This window comes from Anaerovibrio lipolyticus DSM 3074, from assembly GCF_900141865.1.
GTDB classification, from domain to species: Bacteria; Bacillota; Negativicutes; order Selenomonadales; family Selenomonadaceae; genus Anaerovibrio; species Anaerovibrio lipolyticus.
Genome location: NZ_FQYW01000012.1, coordinates 15,548 through 35,797, shown reverse-complemented (window position 1 = coordinate 35,797; position 20,250 = coordinate 15,548). Strand labels below are relative to the sequence as shown.

Here is a 20,250-nt window from a genome sequence, read left to right as displayed (position 1 = left end):
AATAAAAAAATCGACTTTTCTATCAGTTATAACTGATAATTTGAAAAGAAAAAACGCCGGACACTCCGGCGCTTTCATTTAAATATATCATTTTCCTATTACTATTGCCTTTAATTCCTTGAGAGCATTGTCGTACACTTCAAGATCTTCGTAAGTAAAAGTGGCCTTGCATTCATCATTTTGTGGATACCAGCCAGGCATATTAAAGGTTTTACTTTGCCCTTGATATGTTATGGTAATTGGCTGTCACAAATAACAACTTTTATTTTTCAATAAATCGTCCACCAAACTGGGGAATAATATTTTAAGAATAATTTATATCAGCTAGTTTTTGTATAAAGTCAGTAATTTCTCATACATAGATTTCACCTCTTTGTATTGAAATTTCTGCTTCACTCAGCAATCTAATGCCCAAAATATTTCCCCCGGCTTAATAAGATATTTTATTGACTATTCAATACAAACTCATTAAAATCACATTAAGAGGTGATTGATATGGCAACAGCAAATTTACAAGTACGAATTGATGCTGATTTAAAAAACGAAACAGAAGAAACTCTTAAGAGCATGGGACTCTCCATGTCCACTGCAATTCATCTATTTTGCCGTCAGGTTGTCAATCAAAGACGCATCCCCTTTGAAATCGTCGCACCGCCAAAATATAATGAAGAAACTCTTCACTCCATGGACGATACTCTTGAGGGCAGAAATCTCAGCCGCAAATTCTCCACTGTCGATGAAATGTGGGATGATTTAAATGCTTGATGTGCGTTATTCCTCTCAATTCAGAAAGGACTTCAAACTTGCCCAAAAACGTGGTCTTCCCATAGATGAATTAAAAGATGTAATAAAACGACTGGCTGCCGAAAAACCACTGGAAGCTAAATTCTATGACCACCAGCTTAAGGGTAAATACTCTTCCTTCCGTGAATGTCATATACGCCCCGACTGGCTTCTAATTTATAGGATTGACCAAGAAGAGCTTGTTTTAATAGCTCAAAGAACAGGTAGCCATAGCGATTTATTTGATTGACAATCTTATAGTATCTAACCCGTATAAGGCCTGTCTTTTTGACAGGTCAAAGGATTGCATTTTTCTTCCTTGCTGATGAAATGCTTTTCATCTTTGTATTTACTCCTTGATTTCATTGTCAATGTGCTTATCTTGCAAGCCAATTACCACCAGCAAAGCCATGTCCCTGCTGATGACTCATTTAACTCATGGTATAGATTTAAGTGCCTGATTGTCAACTTTGGTACTGTCGCTTACAACATTTACCGCAGATATTCTTCCTCTAATTTTGCCATCGTGCCATCCATGCGCAGCTCCGCCAAGACAAAATTGATATAGTTCAGCCATTCCTGATCGCCCTTTTCCATCAATATACCGCAGGAATGGCGGGTAAATGGTGCGTTTATCAACGGTGCAGCAAGGCGACTGTCCTTTTTGATGTATTGAGCCGCCTCCACGGTCTCAGTAATCATGATATCCGCTTCCCCTTCTGCGATAAGGCGCGGGATATCGGCGTTTTCATTATGTACAATAAGCTGTGCCTGGGCCAGATTGGTGCGGGCAAATTTCTCATTCGTGCCACCAGGATTTATCATAATACGCACTTCAGGACGGTTCATATCGCTTATGGTTCTATACTTATTGACATCCGTCTTGCGGCAAAGGATAGTTTTGCCGAATAGACCCTCACCATAAGCATCGGACATGGCCATGATTTTTGCCCGATTGTAATTACGCGATATGCCACAAAGGGCAATATCAAATCTACCTGCCAGCGTGTCGGCAGTAAGCGTCGGCCAAGTGGTGGGCACATATTCTATTTTTACGCCAAGAGAGTCCGCAATCAGCTTTGACAGTTCCACATCAATTCCCTCATATTCTCTTGTTTTAGGATTCAAATACGACATAGGGATATAGTCTCCGGTCGTACCGATTCGTATTGTCCCCCGTGCCGCAATATCCTCCAGATGTCCTGCCAACGCCATGGACAATGAACAAAAGTACATTGCTGCAAATAATAAAGCGGCGAAAATTTTAGTTTTCTGTCTATTCAATATCATGGTATTCCCTCCGTTACAAAACATCAAATATCGCTTAGTAAGCTTCGTCCAAAACAGTGCTTCACACTACGCCCTTACTCAAAATCTAAGCTCATCTGCCCCTTCGGATTTTATTCGCTAAGATTTAATAATAAAAAAATGTGATGGTAAAACCGTTGGTGATGACGCCTCATAATCCCATGGAAATCGAACATCAATATCTGAACACCGAAACATAATCACATAACAGACTCTATTTTTTCAATAACTAATTTTTCCACCCATTTAGGAGGAAATGCTTTACCGCGGTTCCAGTCCTGCACCGTTCTATATGGAGCTCCCAATAAATCTGCCAACTGCTTGATATTTAATTTTGCCTTTTCTCTGGCGTATTTTATAGGGTTGTTCTCTTTTAACAATATTTCTCTGTACGCATCAGTATCGGCAACAATCATATTCACAAAACCATTTTTAGGTGCCTCAACAGTTTTTATATCTGTTGATTGAGGAATTGCTTCATTATCGTCCTCTAAATCACATAATACAAAGTTCAGATAATCAGTAGCCATTACAATTGCATCTGTAACATCTTCTCCCTGGGTTGCGCCCTCAAAATCAAGAAATGTAACTATATACCCGCCATCTTCAGCAGGTGTAAATACGGCCGGATACGAATATTTTGCCATTTTTTATTCACTCCTTTAACATTATTTGAATAAAACTCAATTCCTTGCTTTTACTTAATACCTGACTGTTTTAAGATAGCCTCTACTGTCCCTATCTTTATTTCAGATGCATGACGGGGAATTCTAAAATACTTATTTATTATGGGACTGTCATCGTTATCCCTCTTCTCACATTATATACATCCGTCGTATATTTTTCAATAATAATACACGTTATCTGTTTATTATTAACCAAACAAAAAAGCCTTTGGTTCCAGCATTTCAATATGAATTGGAATACAGTTACCAAAGGCCCCTTAGGTTTATTCTTTTATACACCTGTTTGGTACTTATATATTACTGCTTTGCATTTGTAGTGTCAATTCGAAAATTGTTTTAAATATTTATATTTATACAGTCAAAAACTTTCATATTTGCCAATGTACACTTCACTCTACCATTAACTTCACCATCCATTAAATACAAATTGATATTTTTCCCTCGAGGCATAAATTTCACCCCTCAACTAAATGTTAATTCCTAGCTCGAGACATTTTTATAGATAACAGCTTCATTAACCGCTTTAACACCTTTTGAGGATGGCCCTTTTCCCAGCGAGAATTAAAGGCATAGCCAATCCAATATTCTTCCCTGGTCAGCCATGTCAAAACTGCCAAGCATTTCTTTTCACTACACCAGCTTACCCCTTTAAAGGCTTCATCGTTCAAACCGTACATTTTAACTTTTATGGGTAAATTCTCACCGTAACTATGGTCAAAATAATCGTTTCTATCCAAAAGAATCAAACATGTCCAATTCGATCTTTCTCTGTAATTTGGCGTAATACTCTGCAAGGATTTCCCACGGCCAATGAATTGGCAGGAATATCCCTGGTGACTACGCTACCGCCACCGATGATTGATCCCTTGCCGATTTTTACCCCCGGCATAATGGTAACATTGCCGCCTACCCAAACATCTTCCTCCAAAATGATTTTTTCAACCTTTTCCGGATAATAGGCCCCATACTGGTTAAAATGCTTGGAACGCTCATCAGCAACCATTGGATGGGAAGGCGTGGCAAAAAGCACCCCTGGACCAATCAGGCATCTGTCCCCAATATGGATTTCATTGCCATCAAGAAATACAACATTGAAGTTAATATATACATCATCCCCAATATAGATATTGCAGCCATAATCAAACTGTACCCCATTGGCAATAAAGGAATTCTCCCCAATATGCCCCAGAAGGTCTTTCAGCAGCTTCTGTCTTTTCTCCTTCTCCTCCACCATAGTCTGATTATAAATTGTAGAAGTATTCCCGGCCAAAGCCCGTTGCTTCACCATCCAAGGCTCGTTGTCCTGAAACCATTGTCCATTAAGCATTTTCTCTTTTTCTGACTGCATATGGATACACTCCCTTTACACTTCATAAACTTCTGTTGTAGGCAAATTCTTAAGCAAGGCTGGATTGGCAGATAATATTATAAACCATAATGGTGTATTTCGTAAATCAACATAAAAACGCCAAATTATCTTTTCCTAACAAAAAGTGGACTTGAATAATTCAAATCCACTTATAAAGCAATATAATATTTTGTGCCTGTCAGATTGCCAGGTCATTCAACAGATTTCTCAGCACCACAATCTCATCCTTGGTGAAGGTGACGCCCTTCCCCATACGACTTCTGTCCGAAGACCATTCACGAATGTCATACTTTGGATTAAGGTGATTCCAGGATACAAGATTCAGCTCCTTGTGCCAGCCCCGTCTGTCCTCAGCAATTACTCCAAACTCCTCCTTGATTTCACAGGTAATTTCTCTCTTTTCGTTGTTTTCCATTGTAAAACACACTCCTTGATTAATAATATTATCTATATCTGTATTTTATCAAAATATTTTAGGCTTGTAAACAAAATACAATAAAAAAGAAGGCTGCTTTCGCAACCTTCAAAATTTATTCCATATTTCCGTCCCAGTGACGAAATAAATTATTCTCCACATTTAAGCTGTCGCAGATTTTCCCAACCAGCATATCCACCAAGTCCATCAAAGTTTTCGGTAAATGATAAAATCCTGGACTGGCCGGAATCACCATAGCACCCAAACGGGACACCTTGAGTAGATTTTCCAAGTGTCCGGCATGCATTGGGGTTTCACGAGGCACCACTATAAGGCGGCGGCCCTCCTTTAGAATCACGTCAGCAGCCCGAGTCAGGAGATTATCCGTGACCCCAGTGGCAATACAGGCTACCGTCTTCATTGAAGCGGGCACTACCACCATGGCATCAGCCCTAAAAGAACCACTGGCAATTGAAGCACCAATATTATGTACATCATGAAGCATGTCTGCACTGCTCAGAATCCTCTCATAAATGTCAGGGCACTCAAACTTCACTACCTTTTCGCCACTCTCCGTAAGCACCACATGAACCTGATGCCCCGCTTCCTTCAGCACCTCTATAAGACGGAGACCATAAATACTGCCACTTGCCCCCGTTATTCCAACTATAATTTTCATACATCCTCCAAAAAAGCCATGATTATAACGCCATTGTTCAAATTTTTCTTCTTTAGAAGAAAAATCTTCCAATTAGCGTTTCAACGAGCTGGGAGATATGCTCACCAGCTGTTGTAGTTTGTTTTCCCCCACCTAAACATCTTAAAGCTCGTTATACAGCTTCAAAGGCATTCTCAATAAGTCTGAAGCTCATGCTGCCACTTTTAGGTGCCAAAATTTCCAGCACATCAAAGCGGTAAAAATAATCATTAAGTCCCTTATACCTTATATACATCTGGGCAGTACGGATTATTTTTTGCTGCTTGAAGTAATTTACTGCTTCAGCCGGTGCCCCATATTTCACAGAGCCCCTGGTCTTTACCTCCACAAAGGATATGGTATCCCCCTTGCTGGCAATAATATCTATTTCCCCAGTCCTTGCCCGATAATTTCTCTCACGAATAAAATATCCGTGATTTTCCAAATATTGGGCTGCAGCCTGCTCTCCCTTATTTCCCAAAATCTTATTGTTCATTACATGCCTTTCATTGGCGGCATCTGATTTTTCATATCCTTGCGCCGCTGATCAATCCTATAAACATAGGCCAGAATTTCAGCCACAGTGGTATACAGCTCTGTGGGAATTTCCTTGTCCAGTTCCAGAGCCATAAGCATATTTACCAAGGATTTATTCTGATAAACGGGCACCTTTCCTTTTTTGGCAGCCTCCAGAATATTTTCTGCAACGTGCCCTTTACCCTTGGCCACCACCTTTGGTGCCATGTTTTTTTCAGGATCGTATTTAAGTGCTACGGCTTTCTTCTCTGCAAGGGGATCCAATTCCGGGTCTTCCTGCGGCCGTCTTCCTTTATTCATCATTGCTTACAGTTCCTATCTTTAAATCAGTCAGGTTAATCGGAGTATTATAAAGTGCCTTGCGGATATCTGGGAGATATTCCTTAAATTCATCCACAGCTTCATTATCCGAGAACACCACCCTAAGATTAAGATTATTGCCATCGTACAGGCGGCATACAACGTCCACAGCACCAATTTCATCTGTCAGCACACATACACGGAACCACGTATCCTTACGGGTAACACCGTATTCATCCTCATGTGGCGGTTCATCGTAAATATGAAGATATGCAGGATAGCTAAGAGTACCATCCCCTACATACAAAGGCATCATATAGGAAATAGATTTTTGACCATCAGCCTTAAAGGCACCGTCACTATCCATGGAGCCCTTTATAGCATTGGTAAAATTAACAATTTCCTTGCTGGCACTTCTGTACTGATAGCCCTTCATTTTCTTCAAGGTACTGATATCCGCCAGCTGCATAAATGCCCACAGCTTTGGCAATGCATCAAATCCCATTTTCTGGGCCGCCTGCTGAACTGAAGCCGGCATATTGCCTTCTATTGTACGAAGCAAGGTATTTAGCTGCTTGGCATCCTGCTCAGACAGCATCCCCTGATTCTCATTGATAAAATTGTTAAGAAGCTGAGTTTCTTTAGGAGTCAGCTCCATATTTTTCATAATCAGCTGTCCAGCGTCCTTTAAAGCCAAGGCCACTTGTTGGCTGTCCATTTGAGGCAGCTGGTATTGGGTGGTATTAGCAGCAGGCGCATTATTATTTTCAATAGGATGCTGAGGACCGAAACGGTTGAAAATACTTCTAAACAAAGGGTTCTGCTCCACGGGACCATTCATTCTGGCAGAGGTACCCTCATAAGCCATACCAATATTATTTAGGCGCACATTAATGGTCTCACGGCCAGGAATCGTAAAATTCGTCTGGGACTGATTAGCTTCTTCGGCAGCCATAGTTGATTGATTAGGCATAGCAGTATTTTGCTGAGTACTCTGATTCCCCTGAGTCTGTGCCATCCCCTGTGGCATAGCAGTATTTTCAGCCATTACACTGGTAGCATTAGCAGGATTACCAGCAGTATTGACAGTAGTGCCCGTTGTCCCCTGCTGGATCTGACTTGCCATTTGAGGGCTATTGCCCCCTGGTTGAGTCTGATTTGCCATCTGCGGGCCATTGCCTCCAGTCTGAGTCTGATTTGCCATCTGCGGGCCATTGCCTCCAGTCTGAGTCTGATTTGCCATCTGCGGGCCATTGCCGCCAGTCTGAGTCTGTTGAGCCCCTTGCCCACCAGCATTAACCTGTTGGGCCGCACCTTGAGGCATATTTTCGGTCCCTGAAACCCCAGCATTGCCCGCCATATTATTGGCCAAATTAGCAGTTGCCCCGGATTGAGCTGCTTGCCCACCCTGAAGAGCAGTCTGTACACCTTGAGGAGCCATCTGGGCAGAGTTACCCGTTGCTGTACCCTGGGCATTCCCCTGCTGAGGCTGTGACTGAGATGTATCCCCAGTAAATGCACTTTTAGGGAAAAAGGCATCCACCAATTTATTTAAGATATTTAGACCTTCTGTTGGCTGCTGAGCCCCCTGGGCTGGCTGAGGATTAGTGACAGCGGCCAACTGGGCCAGAAGCTGCTCAAGCTGCCGTGGCATTTCCTCACCTTCCGGAAGCTGCATCAGCTGAAAGGCCAATTTGTTGATATTCACAGTCTCCATGGAGCTATTGTTGCCAAGAACTGCCTTAAGATTATCAAACACTGTCTGCAAGCCTTCTGAAAAATCTCCCAGCTTGCCCTGATCAGCCATTTGTCCCAGCTGCGTCATGATTCTGCTCAAAGTATTAAGCTGCTCCACAGAAAAGCGCTGACTGGCCAAAGAACTGCCCACGCCTTCTCCCACGGTGCCTTCAAGAGTAAAGGCATTGCGCATAATATTCTGTATGATGTTTTTCAGCTCACTTGGAATGGCATTTTCCGCTTCAGAATGATGGGTAGAAATCTTAGACAGAACACCAGCCATATTATCTATGGAATTTTTTATATTTACATCTGTACGGGGCGAAAAGGCAGAACCGGAACTGCCGCCGCCATCCCGTTTGACAGATAGCTTATCACCTTTAGTTTCTTGTGTCCGCTCCGCAGGTTGTACTGAGGGCGTCATTCCTGTTACATTTGTTGGCAAGGCCTTTCCACCTCCTGGATACCAAAATACTGGTTATCATTTTATAAAAGCATTAATATATCGATTATCATGTTTAAATGCATGATTAATTAGTAAACAAATTCCCCACATCTTCCGTCTCTTCCACCATTGATTTAATAGGTTCAAAGGACAATCTGTGAATTGGACATGGGCCGTATTTACGAATGGCCTCAATGTGACTCCCTGTGCCATATCCCTTATGCCCGGCAAAACCATATTCAGGATATTTTTTATCATATTCATCCATAAGACGATCACGGGATACCTTGGCAATAATGGAAGCTGCTGCAATAGATGCGGACTTGGCATCTCCTTTAATAAGAGATAAAGACGCCATAGGAAGATTTTCCAGCTTCACTGCATCCAAAAGCACCTTGTCCGGCTGTGGTTCCAAGGCAAATATAGCTTCATACATGCCATTCATGGTGGCCTGTAAAATATTCACTCTGTCTATGGTACGTTCATCCACAAAAACCTGCTTTACACTCACAGCCTTGGCCATTATTTCATCATAAAGCTCATCTCGAACCTTTTCGGACAGCTTTTTTGAATCGTTGATTTTGGGAATAATAAGCCCCTCTGGAAGAATAACAGCTGCCACAGATACCGGTCCTGCCAAAGGACCACGGCCTGCCTCATCAACACCCGCAATAACAGTAAGGCCTTCATTTCTGGCCTCATACTCGTAGCGGTACATGGCCTTGACGCGGGCTATTTCCTTTTGCTGTCTTTCATAGCGTTTAAGGATTTTTCCTGCTGCCGCCCGGGTATCCATCTTAAGAGCCTCCAACAGCTCCTCAGTAACTTCGCCAGACGCAAACAAACCCTCTATTTGTTTTATCGACAAGTCTGCAATATTCATTAATTCTTCTCCTGAGAATTCTCGGTCTCTTCAATATCAGGTGGCGTATCAAGACTGACAGTGCCCAGCTTGCCACTTCTGAAATCTGTGAGGACAATACGTTGTGCCTTTTCCAGATCCACCACGCCGCCCTTCACAAGACAGCCCCGTTTCTTTCCAATAAGCTCCAAAAGCTCACCAGAGGTTTCGGGCAATTCATCTGTAATCTTGTAGCGTTCCTTAATACGCTCAGGATACAGCTTAATCATGGTATCGAGGAACACACCGGTGATAAGCTCCCTGTCAACTGCCTCATCGTTGATAGCCCCAGTAAAGGCCAGCTTAAGGCCTGCATTCATATCCTCAAACTTTGGCCAAAGAATACCCGGAGTATCCAAAAGCTCCAGACTGTCAGCAAGACGAATCCACTGCTTGGCGCGGGTTACCCCTGGCTTGTCCGCAGTCTTTGCCTTGTTGGAACCAGCAAGGCGGTTTATAAGAGATGATTTTCCCACATTTGGAATACCTAGAATCATCACTCTGGCAGAGCGAGCCTTGGCCCCCTTAGATACCAGCTTTTCCGTCTTGGAGCGAGCCAGCTCCTCGGTGATTTTTACCAGTTGCTTAGTTCCCTTACCCTGGGTGGCATCCACGGCCACTGCCTGAATACCCTTACTGCGGAAATAAGCAACCCATTTCTTGGTTATGGCAGGATCCGCCAAATCAGATTTATTCAGTGCCACCACCTTAGGCTTACCGGCAATAATCTCCTGCAGCATTGGATTGGCACTACTATATGGAATACGAGCATCCAACAGCTCAATTACCACATCCACCAGCTTCAGATTTTCAGTGATAATTTTTCTGGCCTTGGTCATATGACCAGGAAACCACTGCACATTAGGCAGCACCTGCTCAGCAGCCAGCTTTCGAGTGCTCTCTTCCCGTTCCTTTATATAATCATTCATATGTAAACTCCTATCTATACCTGCACACAAAACAACATATTAATTATACGGCCCAAGAAATGTATTGGCAAATCCTCTTTTCGGACAAAAAAAGCTGGGAGAAAAAAAGTCACATTCCTCACAGCTCAAAAATAAATCATTTTTTGTAGTTTTCGTGATAATACTTAATCGTCCTAAATCAACATATTAATGGACATAATGGCTTCTTCCTCCTGGGTTGGCTCCCTATCAGGCAAGGTACCCATTCGCTGTTTGGCTGATGCCAGAAGTCTTTTTACTTTTTCTACTTCCGCCTCATCGCACTTATTTTGCTTATAACCATCTTCCACTTCCTGTAAATCCTGTTCCAACAATGCAATTACGGCTTGCATATCCTTCTGGGTGGCCGCTGCAGCAATCTGACGGCTACGTTTTCCTTCATTGACTGTAACTGTACTTTTGGACGATTCCGTAGTCACTTCTCCATTTTCGTCTACCCTGACATTCATCCCCTGAAAGCCAACCTCATCCTTATGGCTGGCATAGGATTCATCCGCCGCCCGCAAAATATCAAACAGTCTGTTACGACTATCTTCATCAGTCAAGCACTTCTTCAAATACTTTGATGAAATACTGGTCATGCCGCCACTAACCACCTGATAATTATCCCGCAAATAGTCACTTAATTCATCGATATTTTTAAAAGCCTGACTTGTGCCAGATGCCTTGGTGTTTTGCAGATAAGCCTTAGCAAGCATAGGATTACCATTATACGGTATTTGCATAATTTTCTCAGCATTTTCCCGCAAAATATCTGTAACATGACTATCAGCCGTCCGCTTTGGGGCGCGCTGGTCTGCCGGTAAATACGGGATATCCTTAAGCTCCGAGGCCATAGCCTTCTTCTTTTCCTCAATCTTTTCCTGTAAAGCTTTTAAAGAACCCTTAGATCGGTTTTTATTTTTTTTCGACTGCTTCTCCAGCAATTCCTGCCACCAGTTTTTCTTATCAGAACGCTTAACAGAAGACTGGTTTCTGTTATCACTGACGCCAACGCTCCAAGCACGAAGGCCGCCGTTGTCATCGATAATCCAACCAGCAGATTGCAAGTTTCTCCCTTGTACTAGATCCGTGTTGGAGACATCGTATAGCAGAGCCTCATACTCCAGCCGCTTCTCCGGGTCTTTTTCCATTTGCTTCAATATTTTGGGTGAAATTGAAACATTGTTCGTCCCCACCCCAGAAAAAGGATTTGTTCCAACGCTAAACTTCATCCCTGAGAATTTTCCCTGCAATTCCGAGAAGATACCACCTTTTTCCTGGGCAGCATCAGCTTCCGCCCGTTCTTTTTGGCGAGCCTTGGCATATTCTGCCGCAGCCTCCGAAACATAGCTTTGTCCTATGCGTACTGGCATCTTAATTACCTCCCCACCACAAGTTTTTCTTATCTTATATATCGTTATAAATTCATCCCAGCTTACATTTTTGGTGCGAATGACTCATTTTTAGGTGTGAACGGCTACCTTTACACAGTTCTTTTCGTTGCTCAGCCTATATTCTCATGCTATGATGAGTAAAACGAAAAAAGAGGCTAAACCATGAAAAAAATATCCCGAAGAATTTTGTTAATTCCCTTGCTAACAATTTTTCTTTTACTGGCAGTAGACAGCTTCATAATAAGCCGCATTAACGTAACACCAAGTATATATCAGGAGCAAAACACTATTTCTTTTCCTGCCTTTCATACCAAGGATTTGCAAGGAAATATCGTTACTCAGGATATTTTTGCCCGCTCATCAGAAAGCAATATATCAATCGTCTGCCTTTGGGTAACCCAAGACACCGTCACCAGCCGTGATTTGCTTTGTGCCTTGGCCAACTGGCAAAATAACTCCACCAATAAAATCCCTATCATTGGCATCATCGGTGATTTACGGGAAACAGACAATAAAGAGAAACTCTCTCTGGCACAATCCGTTGTATGGAATCTACCTACAGATATCCCACAACTAATGGTCAATGACGACCTTGACAGCTTTTTGGTTCGTATCAAAAATGCCCCAACGGTCTGCTTCGTAGACGGAGGGGGCAATCTCATGGGCCAGCCGGTAGTTGGCAATGAACCAGACCTAATAATAAAAGAAGCGGAACGGTTAATAAAAACCGGTTCCGCCCAAGTTCAGCTTGAACAAACAATCCAAGACAATTTATTTCATTAATCTCAATTATCACTTTTTTCTTCCCTATGATAAAGCATAACAGTGAGATTAAACACCTGTTTGTCCCCTTTAGACAATGCCCTTATCTCCACATCACCATTATATTTTCTGGCACAACGCTGAATATTATCCAAGCCAATGCCATGTACCCGCTTTTCCGCCTTGGTTGTTTCCGGGAGCTCTGCCCCTGTTTTCCACACTAACTGCCCATCATAATCATTCTCTATTTCCAAGAAGAATAATGAACCCTTTTCGTAGGAGTGCAAATCTATATTTCGCGCTCCTTTTACTTTTTCGCAGGCCTCTATGGCATTTTGCAAAGCATTGTTCAAGATAATACTCACATCATATACATCAAAGGAAGCATTTTTAGGGTAATGAAAATTCACGGAAAAATCAATTTCCTTCCTTTTTGCCTGTTGCCTTATCTGGTGTAAAATCACATCCAACATTGGATTACCGGTATGATCCGCAAAATCCAGTCGGGCTACGGTCTTTTCCATTCCTTCCAAATACGCGCCCAAATCCTTATTTTCCCCCATAGAACGGTTACGTATATATGCGGTGAGATTAGCTATATGCCCCCGCAAGTCATGGCGAAGCCCCCGCATATCACCATAAATATCCTGCAAATCCTCGATTTGGTGCTGCACATCTGCCACCCGATTTTCCAGAAGCAACCGTTTTCTTTCCTCGTCCTTTGACTGAATAACACCCCTAAACAGAATCACCGATGACACCACAATACCCAAAAGCAGCAAACTTACCACGGGGAGAAGTACCAATGTTTCCGGTACCCGCTCATAAATTATCATCAGGGCACTGTTGTCCACCGAATATGCCATCAAACGCATAGTCAAATCAATGCACAGCACCGTAATGCACGGAATCAGAAGGAACCAGCTTTCCTGCCCCGTCATTTCCTCATCTATTCTGATAAAATGCCGCCCTATCAAACGCAAATACAAAAACAGGAGCCCCAGCTGCAGCCCTCGGCAAATTGCCAGCACCGCCACAATGGCCACCCGATTGAGCATCAGCATATATTCCGTCAATGACTCTATGGGCATAAGGTCTCTGTCTGCAAAATATTCCAGCAGCCACCCCCAAAAGGGGCTCCACAGGCCAAGAACAGCGTGGGCCAATGGACTAACCGTAAACCGCAGGATTTCCCAGCCGGCCACAAAGCTAACTACCACAAAGACCTGACGGGGCAAATTTTTCTCAAAAAAGAAATACTGCAAGAGTGACAACAGCAAGATATAAGACACCACATGGGTAAACCGGTCGTATAAAGGATAGGCTTCCACCAAACGCCCATACAATATTTGCCCCACCACATACACTGTTATCCAGATTATTGCAGCCTTGCGCCGATTGGCGTATTTACGCCGCAAAAATAAATCCCCATACCAGAAACTCAGCCAGCCGTTCAGTATATGTACAAGGGCTTCCAAAACATATTCTTCCTCATACATTCACCATGCCCCCTCCTTTCGCATAGGCGAGGTAAGCCTTTACGAAGACTGAATATTTTCTGTAGGCCAACAAAATACAATCCCCATTGGCAATAATTATTTCATTTTGATTATAGGATGATACCATGGCAAAATTCACCAAATAGCACCGATGACAACGGTAAAAGGCTGGGCCCAGTCCACTGGCAAATTCATCCATGGTGCCCTGCACCTCATAGGTTCCCCCGGTGGTATGCACCGTTACCTTTTTGTTGTTGCTTTCTATGTAGTATATGTCCCGCAGAAAAACCTTTCTGGTGTCCTTGCTGCCAGTCTGATGACTGGTAATTTTCAGCAGTACATATTCTTCCTCCTGCTTTGCCCGAAATTCCACTTCCTGCAAGGCCCGCCCAAGCACCTGAACAAATTTGTCCCTTTGGACAGGCTTCAACAAATAATGGAAGGCCTGCACATCAAAGGCCTCCTCCATGTGCTCCCGATAGCCGGTTACGAATATTATAATGCTTCGTACCTTACCATTTTGGGCCTGATGTTCCCTGATTTTACGGGCCATATCCAGACCTGAAACACCCTTTATATCCAGAAAATATATATGAAAATCCCTTCCAGCCTGTAGTAAATCAGCGGCTGAAGAAAACAACTCTACCCTCGCCTCAGGCCTGTGGGCTGCAATCATATTTCCCAAGTCCTTACAAAATTCTATATCACTGTCGCAAACAGCAATTCGCACCTCCACAAGTGATCTCCCCATTCTATATGTTTTATTTCGCCCCAAAAGAAAATATCTCTGAAATTATTTCCCAGAGATATTTTATCTGAATATGCTCCTTAAATCCATGAATTAAACAGGTTGCCAAGAGACGAATAACCAGACATTCTCATTAGTGAGTTGCTGGAATAAAGTGAACTAGATTTTCCATTAATGCCCAGAGCTGAGGAAATCGACGGAAACAGCCGATTTTGCTGAGACTTGGCAAAGGAAATATGTCTGTCTGCCATCCCTGCCAAACCATCCTTCCCCAGAAGCCGTCCCACCTTTGACGGATTTTCCGTCAAAGCCTTAGTCAGTACATCCTCGTCAATTTTCATTTTTCCATCATTGCCTACAACAATTCCAATACCACTGAACTGTTTAGCCCGATAAGTAGTATCTGAAAAAGTGTTAGCTATATTTTTCATATACTTAGACAAATCTGCATTATCCTTAAAAAAGCCAATAGCATCATTATATTTGCTGGCAAAATCCTCAATACCCTTCAATGCATCCACCAGCTCACTACTTTTTGTGGTTGTTACTGTTCCGTCTTCACTGGTTGTCTGTGTAAGGGCTGATTTGCCACCCACATCAAAGTTTATTTTCTTTATGTCCGCAGAGGCCTTTGACAAATCGCTCATGGTATCTGAAAACTCGGTCTTAAAGGCCTTGGCTGTACTGTCATAGGACTTCACCAGCTCAGTCATCCCCGAACGAAGCCCCATTAAGCCAGACATTGAAGAAGAGGATATACTACCTAATAATCCATATCCACCCAACATTGAACTGCCGTCACTCCACAAGGAGGATGTCTTATTAGCTGACTTCCCAGTATTAAACAAAGATTGGCCGGTATTTTGTGCATACCGCAACATCAAATAATTGTTGCGTGCCATAGATGATATAGTAGACATTCCAATCCCCCCTTATAGGAATTAATATAATACTGCTATTTTCATCTATAGTATCGTAGGTATGAGCTTTTTATCAATAGAAACGGCGCGAACGATTGTTTTTAGGGTGTGAACGGCAAATAAAAAAATGCCCGCACAGCCGATAAATCCCCCAGCCATCCAGGCATAAACAGTAAATATTCCATTTCCACATTATTCATTTCGTGCGGCTTCAATGGCATCCATTCCAGCCATAACTTCCTCCATAGAAAGCTCTTTTCTCTCGTATTTTTCCTTGGTATAATCCCCGCTGCCCTTTCCTAGCCGCTGGAGAAATCGTACCGTGCCTACGGGGCCAAGGGCCTTCTGCAAAGCCAGCATCCCTACCATCTCTGCTTCTGCGGGATTTTCGATATTAACCTTCATTTTGGACAACCTCCCTCAGACATTCGACAGGACTCATAGCATTAAGTCCCAACCTCTTACATATTTTCAATAGTTTATCATCAACCGTCAGGAAAACGGCATCTGCCTTTTCAGCCAAAGCTACATGCATACTATCCATCGGGTGCAGTCCTTCCCGTTGTAGGTATTTTGACCTTTCTATCACAACAGCATCCCGTTCCACCGACTCTGTGACAACCCGGTACATTATAGCCACCTTCTCTTTACGAACTTCATCTGAAATTGCTGCTATCTCCAGCTCTAAGGCAGCGCTACCGACTATTGTCCAATCATTCAAATACGCTCTGGCTACAACAGCCAGTATTATATCCGCCTCTTCCTGTAACCGTGCCTGTGATAAATCGTCAAAGGGCCTGTTATAACAACAGGTATCAAAATATAACCGCATCCTCTCACTTCCCTTAATTTATTATACAACTTAACAAAGTAGTGTATCAAGCTTTCATCCTTTTATTCAGCTTATTCCAATACAAAAAGCAGGTAACAGCTGACCATAGCACAAGTCAACCATTACCTGCCAACTAAGTGATTATTCACTTTAGCCTATGTTGTAAGTTGCGGAAATTGAATATCAAACACATCATCACCATAGGGAATATCAAATTTGCGGCTTTCATCCAGCACATATTCCTTACCGCCAATTTTAAAGACCGAGCCGACCTCATACTTGTCAAACAGCGCACTTCCCCGTCTAAACATCTGATAAGTGGCATCATATTCAAACTTTCTGGCGGCCACTTCGCCTATACCGCTGCCATTAGTGTAAAAATATTCCTGCTTTCGCTCGCCCGTTGCCACGGTAAAAAAGCCTTCGGTTATTCCGGCAGAGTTCAGCAAGCTTCGCTGTTCGTCCTTGCTGTAATACAATCCCAGGTAAGTACCATCATGGGAAAGCAAATTCCAAAATTTGGCAATGTTATAGGTTTCCTTATCCTGCCTTCCCGCAACCAAATCCGCATAGGGCTGGCTCAATCGGTCATACTGACAGGCCAAAATGTGGTTTTTACCCTTGCTGTCAGCATAGCGGTAGACGGAGCCATTAGCAAAGCTTATGACATTATTCTTAGCCTGGATGGCTTTAACAGCCTGTTGCATAACACCAGGCTTGGAATACAGTCCGCTGGTGCCTAATGGGCTATGTATATACTCAGCGCCATTGCTTTTCCCACCGCCAATAAATTGCCTCCCCTGACGACCCTTATTTGCCGCATTTTGTAGAATTTGTGCTGTTATCATTCCTGCCATATTATGCACTCTCATAAAAATCCCCCCAGCGTGCTGATACGATGTACCTACCTTGGCTAAAACCCTTTCATCGTCATGCCACCCATAAGACCCGCCAGTAAAAATTCCGCTGGAACACCCATAATAGGCATATCGGAGCTGGTGTGCAGCAAGCCCTGTTGTCTGGCCTGAATATCCCGCAGCATTGCCCGATGCTCGCCCATTCGTTTAAGCATATTCTGCTGTTCGTAGTATTTTTCATCAAGCTCTGCCTGTAGCTTTCGCTTTTTAGCACGGGTGGTCCAAAAGCCTCCCTCGGACTCCTTGTTGAATTGCTTTCGCGCTCCCAGGGGACTGCCGCCAAAATTCTTGCTAAATCCGTGGGAGTAACACCCCTCGCCCCCGTCAAATTCCAACACCCAATAAGTGCCTGAGGTCCCCATACCGAAAAACGGGTCAGCATATTGGCACCCCTCCCGGATAATATCCAGCATTTTTTGCTCATATTCCGGGTCAGCCTTCATGCGGTTCCAGCACTTATCCGCTATTTTGATGGTTTCCTCATCGAAGGGACGAGTTGGGCTGAAAGGAAACGAATCTATTTTATGCCAGATATAGCTCTGATATTCCTCCATTGTCATTTCCGCCGGGGATTTCGTTTCACTGACATTTTCTGCCGAATTACTGCCTGATACGCTTTTTTCCTGAATAGATGCCAAAATATCCTTATAGGAACGATTACTTGCGATATTTGATGCCCTTTTCTGTACCGTGGAAATAAGATTTTCCAATCCTTGCATATTGCTTACACACATGACATTATTCATAGCATTACACCTCCATAGTTGACCATCAAACTGCTATCAGCAACAGCCTTCGCAATAATCCGTTTATGTTCAAAGAGCCATTTATTATAGTCCCGTTGCTCCTGTATATGTTTCAGCTTACGCTCCCGCTGGGCTTTTTGGGCCGCCTCAATCTTGGCCTTGCGCTCCGGTGTCTCCGTGCCACCACCAATATAATATACTGTACCATCCTTATGTATTGCCACCCCGCAAGGCTCATAGGTCAGCCCCATGGCAGCACATTCATTCTTCCATTTTGGAATGTTATCAAAATAATACTGGATTTTCTGTTCATAATATTTTGCTTTCTCACGGTCAGAGGCCATCTGCTCCAAAATGTTCGGGGCAATAACTACATCGTTACCGCACATATCGGCCCCCAGCCGATCCATACTTTTTTGATCTTTGTTAAAATCCTTTGCTGTCACCCGAACCCCAAATCTTTTCTCCAAATACTTTTTATAGGCTGAACTGTCCATATATGATTGTGGCACTTCAGCCACCTGGCCAATTCCCAGCAGGGTATCATAAAACGATTTCCTACTTGTTCCACGTGGAGTGTCTGATAAATTCTTCCAGACCGAGCTGCTCAGTCCCTTTTCCCAAAGATAATTATCATTCGTAAGCCACATATCCTGCATTTTCATACAAATCTGCTCCTTTACGAACATCCCTGTTGAAATTTTGTCCATCATCCTGCCGGACATATCTAATTTCCATATCGAAAATTAAATATCAAACTTAATATAACCAGAGCGAATGCCCTCCTTTAGGGTGTGAACAACAAAAGAAAAGCCAAAACAGCCAGGCAAAACGCACGACCATTTTGGCATATAAATGTTTTATATTAGCTTTTAAGTAGATATTGCTCAATTGCATTATAAAATTCTACAGCCCTAGAATACTGTTCATCAGCATCAACCTTGGATACGATATAGAAATCATCATAATCACAGTTGTTTCTAACCTGAAACGCCTCCTGCAAATAAGCAGAATATTTTTTCTCGAAAACACCTGTCTTAATGTACTCTCGTTGAAAAATATGAGATTACACCTGCTGCGGTATTGGATTTTTTCCTTCATATACAATCTTACGATAATGCACAGGATCCGTATCTCCCTCAGTACTGATGCAGAAGACAACAGAATCCGGACCAAGCCCCAAAAGCCTTTTTATATCTGCATATTCTTTTTTCCTGGCAATCAGATTTACAAGACCAGTGGTTACGGCCCCACTTTCTCCGGATACAACCTTCGGATCAGCCCCCTGGGGTGCTGCCAGCAGACGCATTCCATAGGCTGAGACATAATCTGGGCATTTGAAATACCAATCACCAAAGTCTCTGAGAATCGGCCAGGCAATTTTACACGGTTCACCGCAATTAAGACCTGCCATGATAGTCGGAGCCTGTTCCACTGCTTCATGGGGCTCTCCGTCCCCCATCAAAGCAGACTGATAAATACATGCCATATTTTCCGGTTCCACCACGCCAATGGCTGGTCTCCTTCCCTCATAGCGATTCACCAGATATCCAGTAACGCCCCCTGCCATGGCCCCTACACCGGCTTGCAAAAACACATGGGTAGGCACAAGCTCTTGTTCCTCCATCTGTCTGCAGGCTTCCTCCGCCATGGTTGTATATCCCTGGATAATCCAAGATGGAATATCCTCATATCCATCCCAGCTGGTATCCTGAATCAGAATCCACCCATGCTTCTCCGCCATCTTTGCAGCATAGCGCACGGTATCATCGTACCCACTCTTCGTGATAGTGACCTCCGCCTTCAGATTAACATCCCTAATGGCCTGAGCACGGAGCTCACTGGAGCCTATGGGCATATAGACGTGAGCCGCACAGCCAAGCTGCCCCGCTGCCCATGACACACCCTTTCCATGATTTCCGTCCGTCGCGGTGACGAACACCATCTTGTGAACAGCCTCCTGATACTCCGGCTCTTTCAAATCAGAAAAGTTAATTTTCTCTGCATCAAGGCCAAGCTCCCGACAAATCACCCTGGTAATTGCATAGAGACCTCCCAGTCCCTTGAATGCGTTCAATCCAAAGCGCTGTGACTCGTCTTTTACAAAGAACGCCTTTACTCCCAGCTTCTCAGCCATAGCATCCAATCTACGGAGCGGAGTCTCATGATAATCAGAGTATCCACGATGGATCCTTTGTACTTGAGCAACAGCCTCTTCGGACAGAAACGTAGGCCCTTTCCCCTCAGACCTGGCGGTGTTCTGTATCACAGATACGCAACCTGTCCTGTATTCTTTCATTGTAA

General features: G+C 43.4%; 25 protein-coding genes. 3 read left to right on the top strand and 22 right to left on the bottom strand.

The annotated features are described in order from the left end of the window. Nucleotides 1-495 precede the first annotated feature (495 nt). Both B6K08_RS07725 and B6K08_RS07720 read left to right on the top strand, forming a co-directional pair. Entirely contained in the window at nt 496-765 is a 270-nt protein-coding gene (locus tag B6K08_RS07725; RefSeq protein WP_039206080.1) for a type II toxin-antitoxin system RelB/DinJ family antitoxin, read from the top strand. After that, nucleotides 758-1,033, top strand: a complete 276-nt coding sequence (locus tag B6K08_RS07720; protein ID WP_039206081.1) for a type II toxin-antitoxin system YafQ family toxin — start codon at nt 758-760, stop codon at nt 1,031-1,033. Before B6K08_RS07725 ends, B6K08_RS07720 begins: the two co-directional genes overlap by 8 nt. Before the next feature lie 242 nt (nt 1,034-1,275). Here B6K08_RS07720 and B6K08_RS07715 read toward each other — a convergent pair whose 3' ends face one another. The 12 genes from B6K08_RS07715 to B6K08_RS07660 form a co-directional block, all read right to left on the bottom strand. Next, nucleotides 1,276-2,073: a transporter substrate-binding domain-containing protein gene (locus tag B6K08_RS07715; RefSeq protein WP_234985302.1), complete on the bottom strand. Its 798-nt coding sequence runs from the start codon at nt 2,071-2,073 to the stop codon at nt 1,276-1,278. A 218-nt stretch (nt 2,074-2,291) separates the two neighbouring features. Continuing rightward, nucleotides 2,292-2,738: a type II toxin-antitoxin system HicB family antitoxin gene (locus tag B6K08_RS07710; protein ID WP_039206082.1), complete on the bottom strand. Its 447-nt coding sequence runs from the start codon at nt 2,736-2,738 to the stop codon at nt 2,292-2,294. Nucleotides 2,739-3,250: 512 nt separating this feature from the next. After that, on the bottom strand, nt 3,251-3,454 hold the full coding sequence (locus tag B6K08_RS07705) for a hypothetical protein (protein WP_152605337.1): 204 nt from the start codon (nt 3,452-3,454) through the stop codon (nt 3,251-3,253). A 65-nt stretch (nt 3,455-3,519) separates the two neighbouring features. Beyond that, nucleotides 3,520-4,125, bottom strand: coding sequence for a sugar O-acetyltransferase (locus B6K08_RS07700; RefSeq protein ID WP_039206084.1), 606 nt, complete (start codon nt 4,123-4,125; stop codon nt 3,520-3,522). A 199-nt stretch (nt 4,126-4,324) separates the two neighbouring features. Then, the gene (locus tag B6K08_RS07695) at nt 4,325-4,561 is read right to left on the bottom strand and encodes a YdbC family protein (protein WP_080325840.1); all 237 of its coding nucleotides are present in this window, start codon (nt 4,559-4,561) and stop codon (nt 4,325-4,327) included. A gap of 115 nt (nt 4,562-4,676) precedes the next feature. Next, a complete protein-coding gene (locus B6K08_RS07690; protein ID WP_039206086.1) occupies nt 4,677-5,240 on the bottom strand; it encodes a UbiX family flavin prenyltransferase in 564 nt (187 codons plus the stop codon). A gap of 151 nt (nt 5,241-5,391) precedes the next feature. After that, nucleotides 5,392-5,754 carry a YraN family protein gene (locus tag B6K08_RS07685; RefSeq protein WP_039206087.1) on the bottom strand — a complete coding sequence of 121 codons (363 nt, stop codon included), beginning with the start codon at nt 5,752-5,754 and terminating at the stop codon, nt 5,392-5,394. Beyond that, nucleotides 5,754-6,098 (bottom strand): EscU/YscU/HrcU family type III secretion system export apparatus switch protein, encoded by a 345-nt coding sequence (locus tag B6K08_RS07680; protein ID WP_039206088.1) that lies wholly within the window; start codon nt 6,096-6,098, stop codon nt 5,754-5,756. The genes B6K08_RS07685 and B6K08_RS07680 overlap by 1 nt, the downstream gene beginning before the upstream one ends. Continuing rightward, a complete protein-coding gene (locus tag B6K08_RS07675; RefSeq protein WP_039206089.1) occupies nt 6,088-8,277 on the bottom strand; it encodes a mediator complex subunit 15 domain-containing protein in 2,190 nt (729 codons plus the stop codon). Before B6K08_RS07675 ends, B6K08_RS07680 begins: the two co-directional genes overlap by 11 nt. A gap of 85 nt (nt 8,278-8,362) precedes the next feature. Next, on the bottom strand, nt 8,363-9,160 hold the full coding sequence (locus B6K08_RS07670; protein WP_039206090.1) for a ribonuclease HII: 798 nt from the start codon (nt 9,158-9,160) through the stop codon (nt 8,363-8,365). Next, nucleotides 9,160-10,107: a ribosome biogenesis GTPase YlqF gene (gene ylqF / locus B6K08_RS07665; RefSeq protein ID WP_052211778.1), complete on the bottom strand. Its 948-nt coding sequence runs from the start codon at nt 10,105-10,107 to the stop codon at nt 9,160-9,162. Before ylqF ends, B6K08_RS07670 begins: the two co-directional genes overlap by 1 nt. A 173-nt stretch (nt 10,108-10,280) precedes the next feature. Beyond that, on the bottom strand, nt 10,281-11,501 hold the full coding sequence (locus B6K08_RS07660) for a DUF6033 family protein (RefSeq protein ID WP_052211780.1): 1,221 nt from the start codon (nt 11,499-11,501) through the stop codon (nt 10,281-10,283). A 183-nt stretch (nt 11,502-11,684) separates the two neighbouring features. On the opposite strand from B6K08_RS07660, the gene B6K08_RS07655 reads away from it, so the two are divergent. Next, a complete protein-coding gene (locus tag B6K08_RS07655) occupies nt 11,685-12,305 on the top strand; it encodes a hypothetical protein (RefSeq protein ID WP_039206091.1) in 621 nt (206 codons plus the stop codon). Between the two features lie 2 nt (nt 12,306-12,307). Here the strand turns inward: B6K08_RS07655 and B6K08_RS07650 are convergent, their stop codons facing one another. The 10 genes from B6K08_RS07650 to B6K08_RS07610 form a co-directional block, all read right to left on the bottom strand. Next, nucleotides 12,308-13,783: an ATP-binding protein gene (locus B6K08_RS07650; protein ID WP_039206092.1), complete on the bottom strand. Its 1,476-nt coding sequence runs from the start codon at nt 13,781-13,783 to the stop codon at nt 12,308-12,310. Further along, nucleotides 13,776-14,534: a LytR/AlgR family response regulator transcription factor gene (locus tag B6K08_RS07645; RefSeq protein ID WP_200810404.1), complete on the bottom strand. Its 759-nt coding sequence runs from the start codon at nt 14,532-14,534 to the stop codon at nt 13,776-13,778. The genes B6K08_RS07650 and B6K08_RS07645 overlap by 8 nt, the downstream gene beginning before the upstream one ends. 77 nt (nt 14,535-14,611) lie before the next feature. Further along, complete coding sequence (fliD, locus tag B6K08_RS07640) at nt 14,612-15,451, bottom strand: flagellar filament capping protein FliD (protein ID WP_080325838.1); 840 nt, start codon at nt 15,449-15,451, stop codon at nt 14,612-14,614. A 192-nt stretch (nt 15,452-15,643) separates the two neighbouring features. Next, nucleotides 15,644-15,856: a hypothetical protein gene (locus B6K08_RS07635; protein WP_039209602.1), complete on the bottom strand. Its 213-nt coding sequence runs from the start codon at nt 15,854-15,856 to the stop codon at nt 15,644-15,646. Continuing rightward, on the bottom strand, nt 15,846-16,283 hold the full coding sequence (locus tag B6K08_RS07630) for a PIN domain-containing protein (protein ID WP_039209604.1): 438 nt from the start codon (nt 16,281-16,283) through the stop codon (nt 15,846-15,848). Before B6K08_RS07630 ends, B6K08_RS07635 begins: the two co-directional genes overlap by 11 nt. A 155-nt stretch (nt 16,284-16,438) precedes the next feature. After that, nucleotides 16,439-17,155 (bottom strand): hypothetical protein, encoded by a 717-nt coding sequence (locus B6K08_RS07625; RefSeq protein ID WP_039209608.1) that lies wholly within the window; start codon nt 17,153-17,155, stop codon nt 16,439-16,441. Between the two features lie 41 nt (nt 17,156-17,196). After that, entirely contained in the window at nt 17,197-17,946 is a 750-nt protein-coding gene (locus B6K08_RS07620) for a hypothetical protein (RefSeq protein WP_052212286.1), read from the bottom strand. Then, nucleotides 17,943-18,659, bottom strand: a complete 717-nt coding sequence (locus B6K08_RS07615; protein ID WP_159446732.1) for a DUF6033 family protein — start codon at nt 18,657-18,659, stop codon at nt 17,943-17,945. Before B6K08_RS07615 ends, B6K08_RS07620 begins: the two co-directional genes overlap by 4 nt. Before the next feature lie 152 nt (nt 18,660-18,811). Then, the gene (locus tag B6K08_RS13755) at nt 18,812-18,949 is read right to left on the bottom strand and encodes a hypothetical protein (RefSeq protein WP_159446731.1); all 138 of its coding nucleotides are present in this window, start codon (nt 18,947-18,949) and stop codon (nt 18,812-18,814) included. 63 nt (nt 18,950-19,012) lie between these two features. Then, entirely contained in the window at nt 19,013-20,245 is a 1,233-nt protein-coding gene (locus tag B6K08_RS07610; RefSeq protein WP_039209611.1) for a diaminopropionate ammonia-lyase, read from the bottom strand. Between the last annotated feature and the right edge of the window lie 5 nt (nt 20,246-20,250).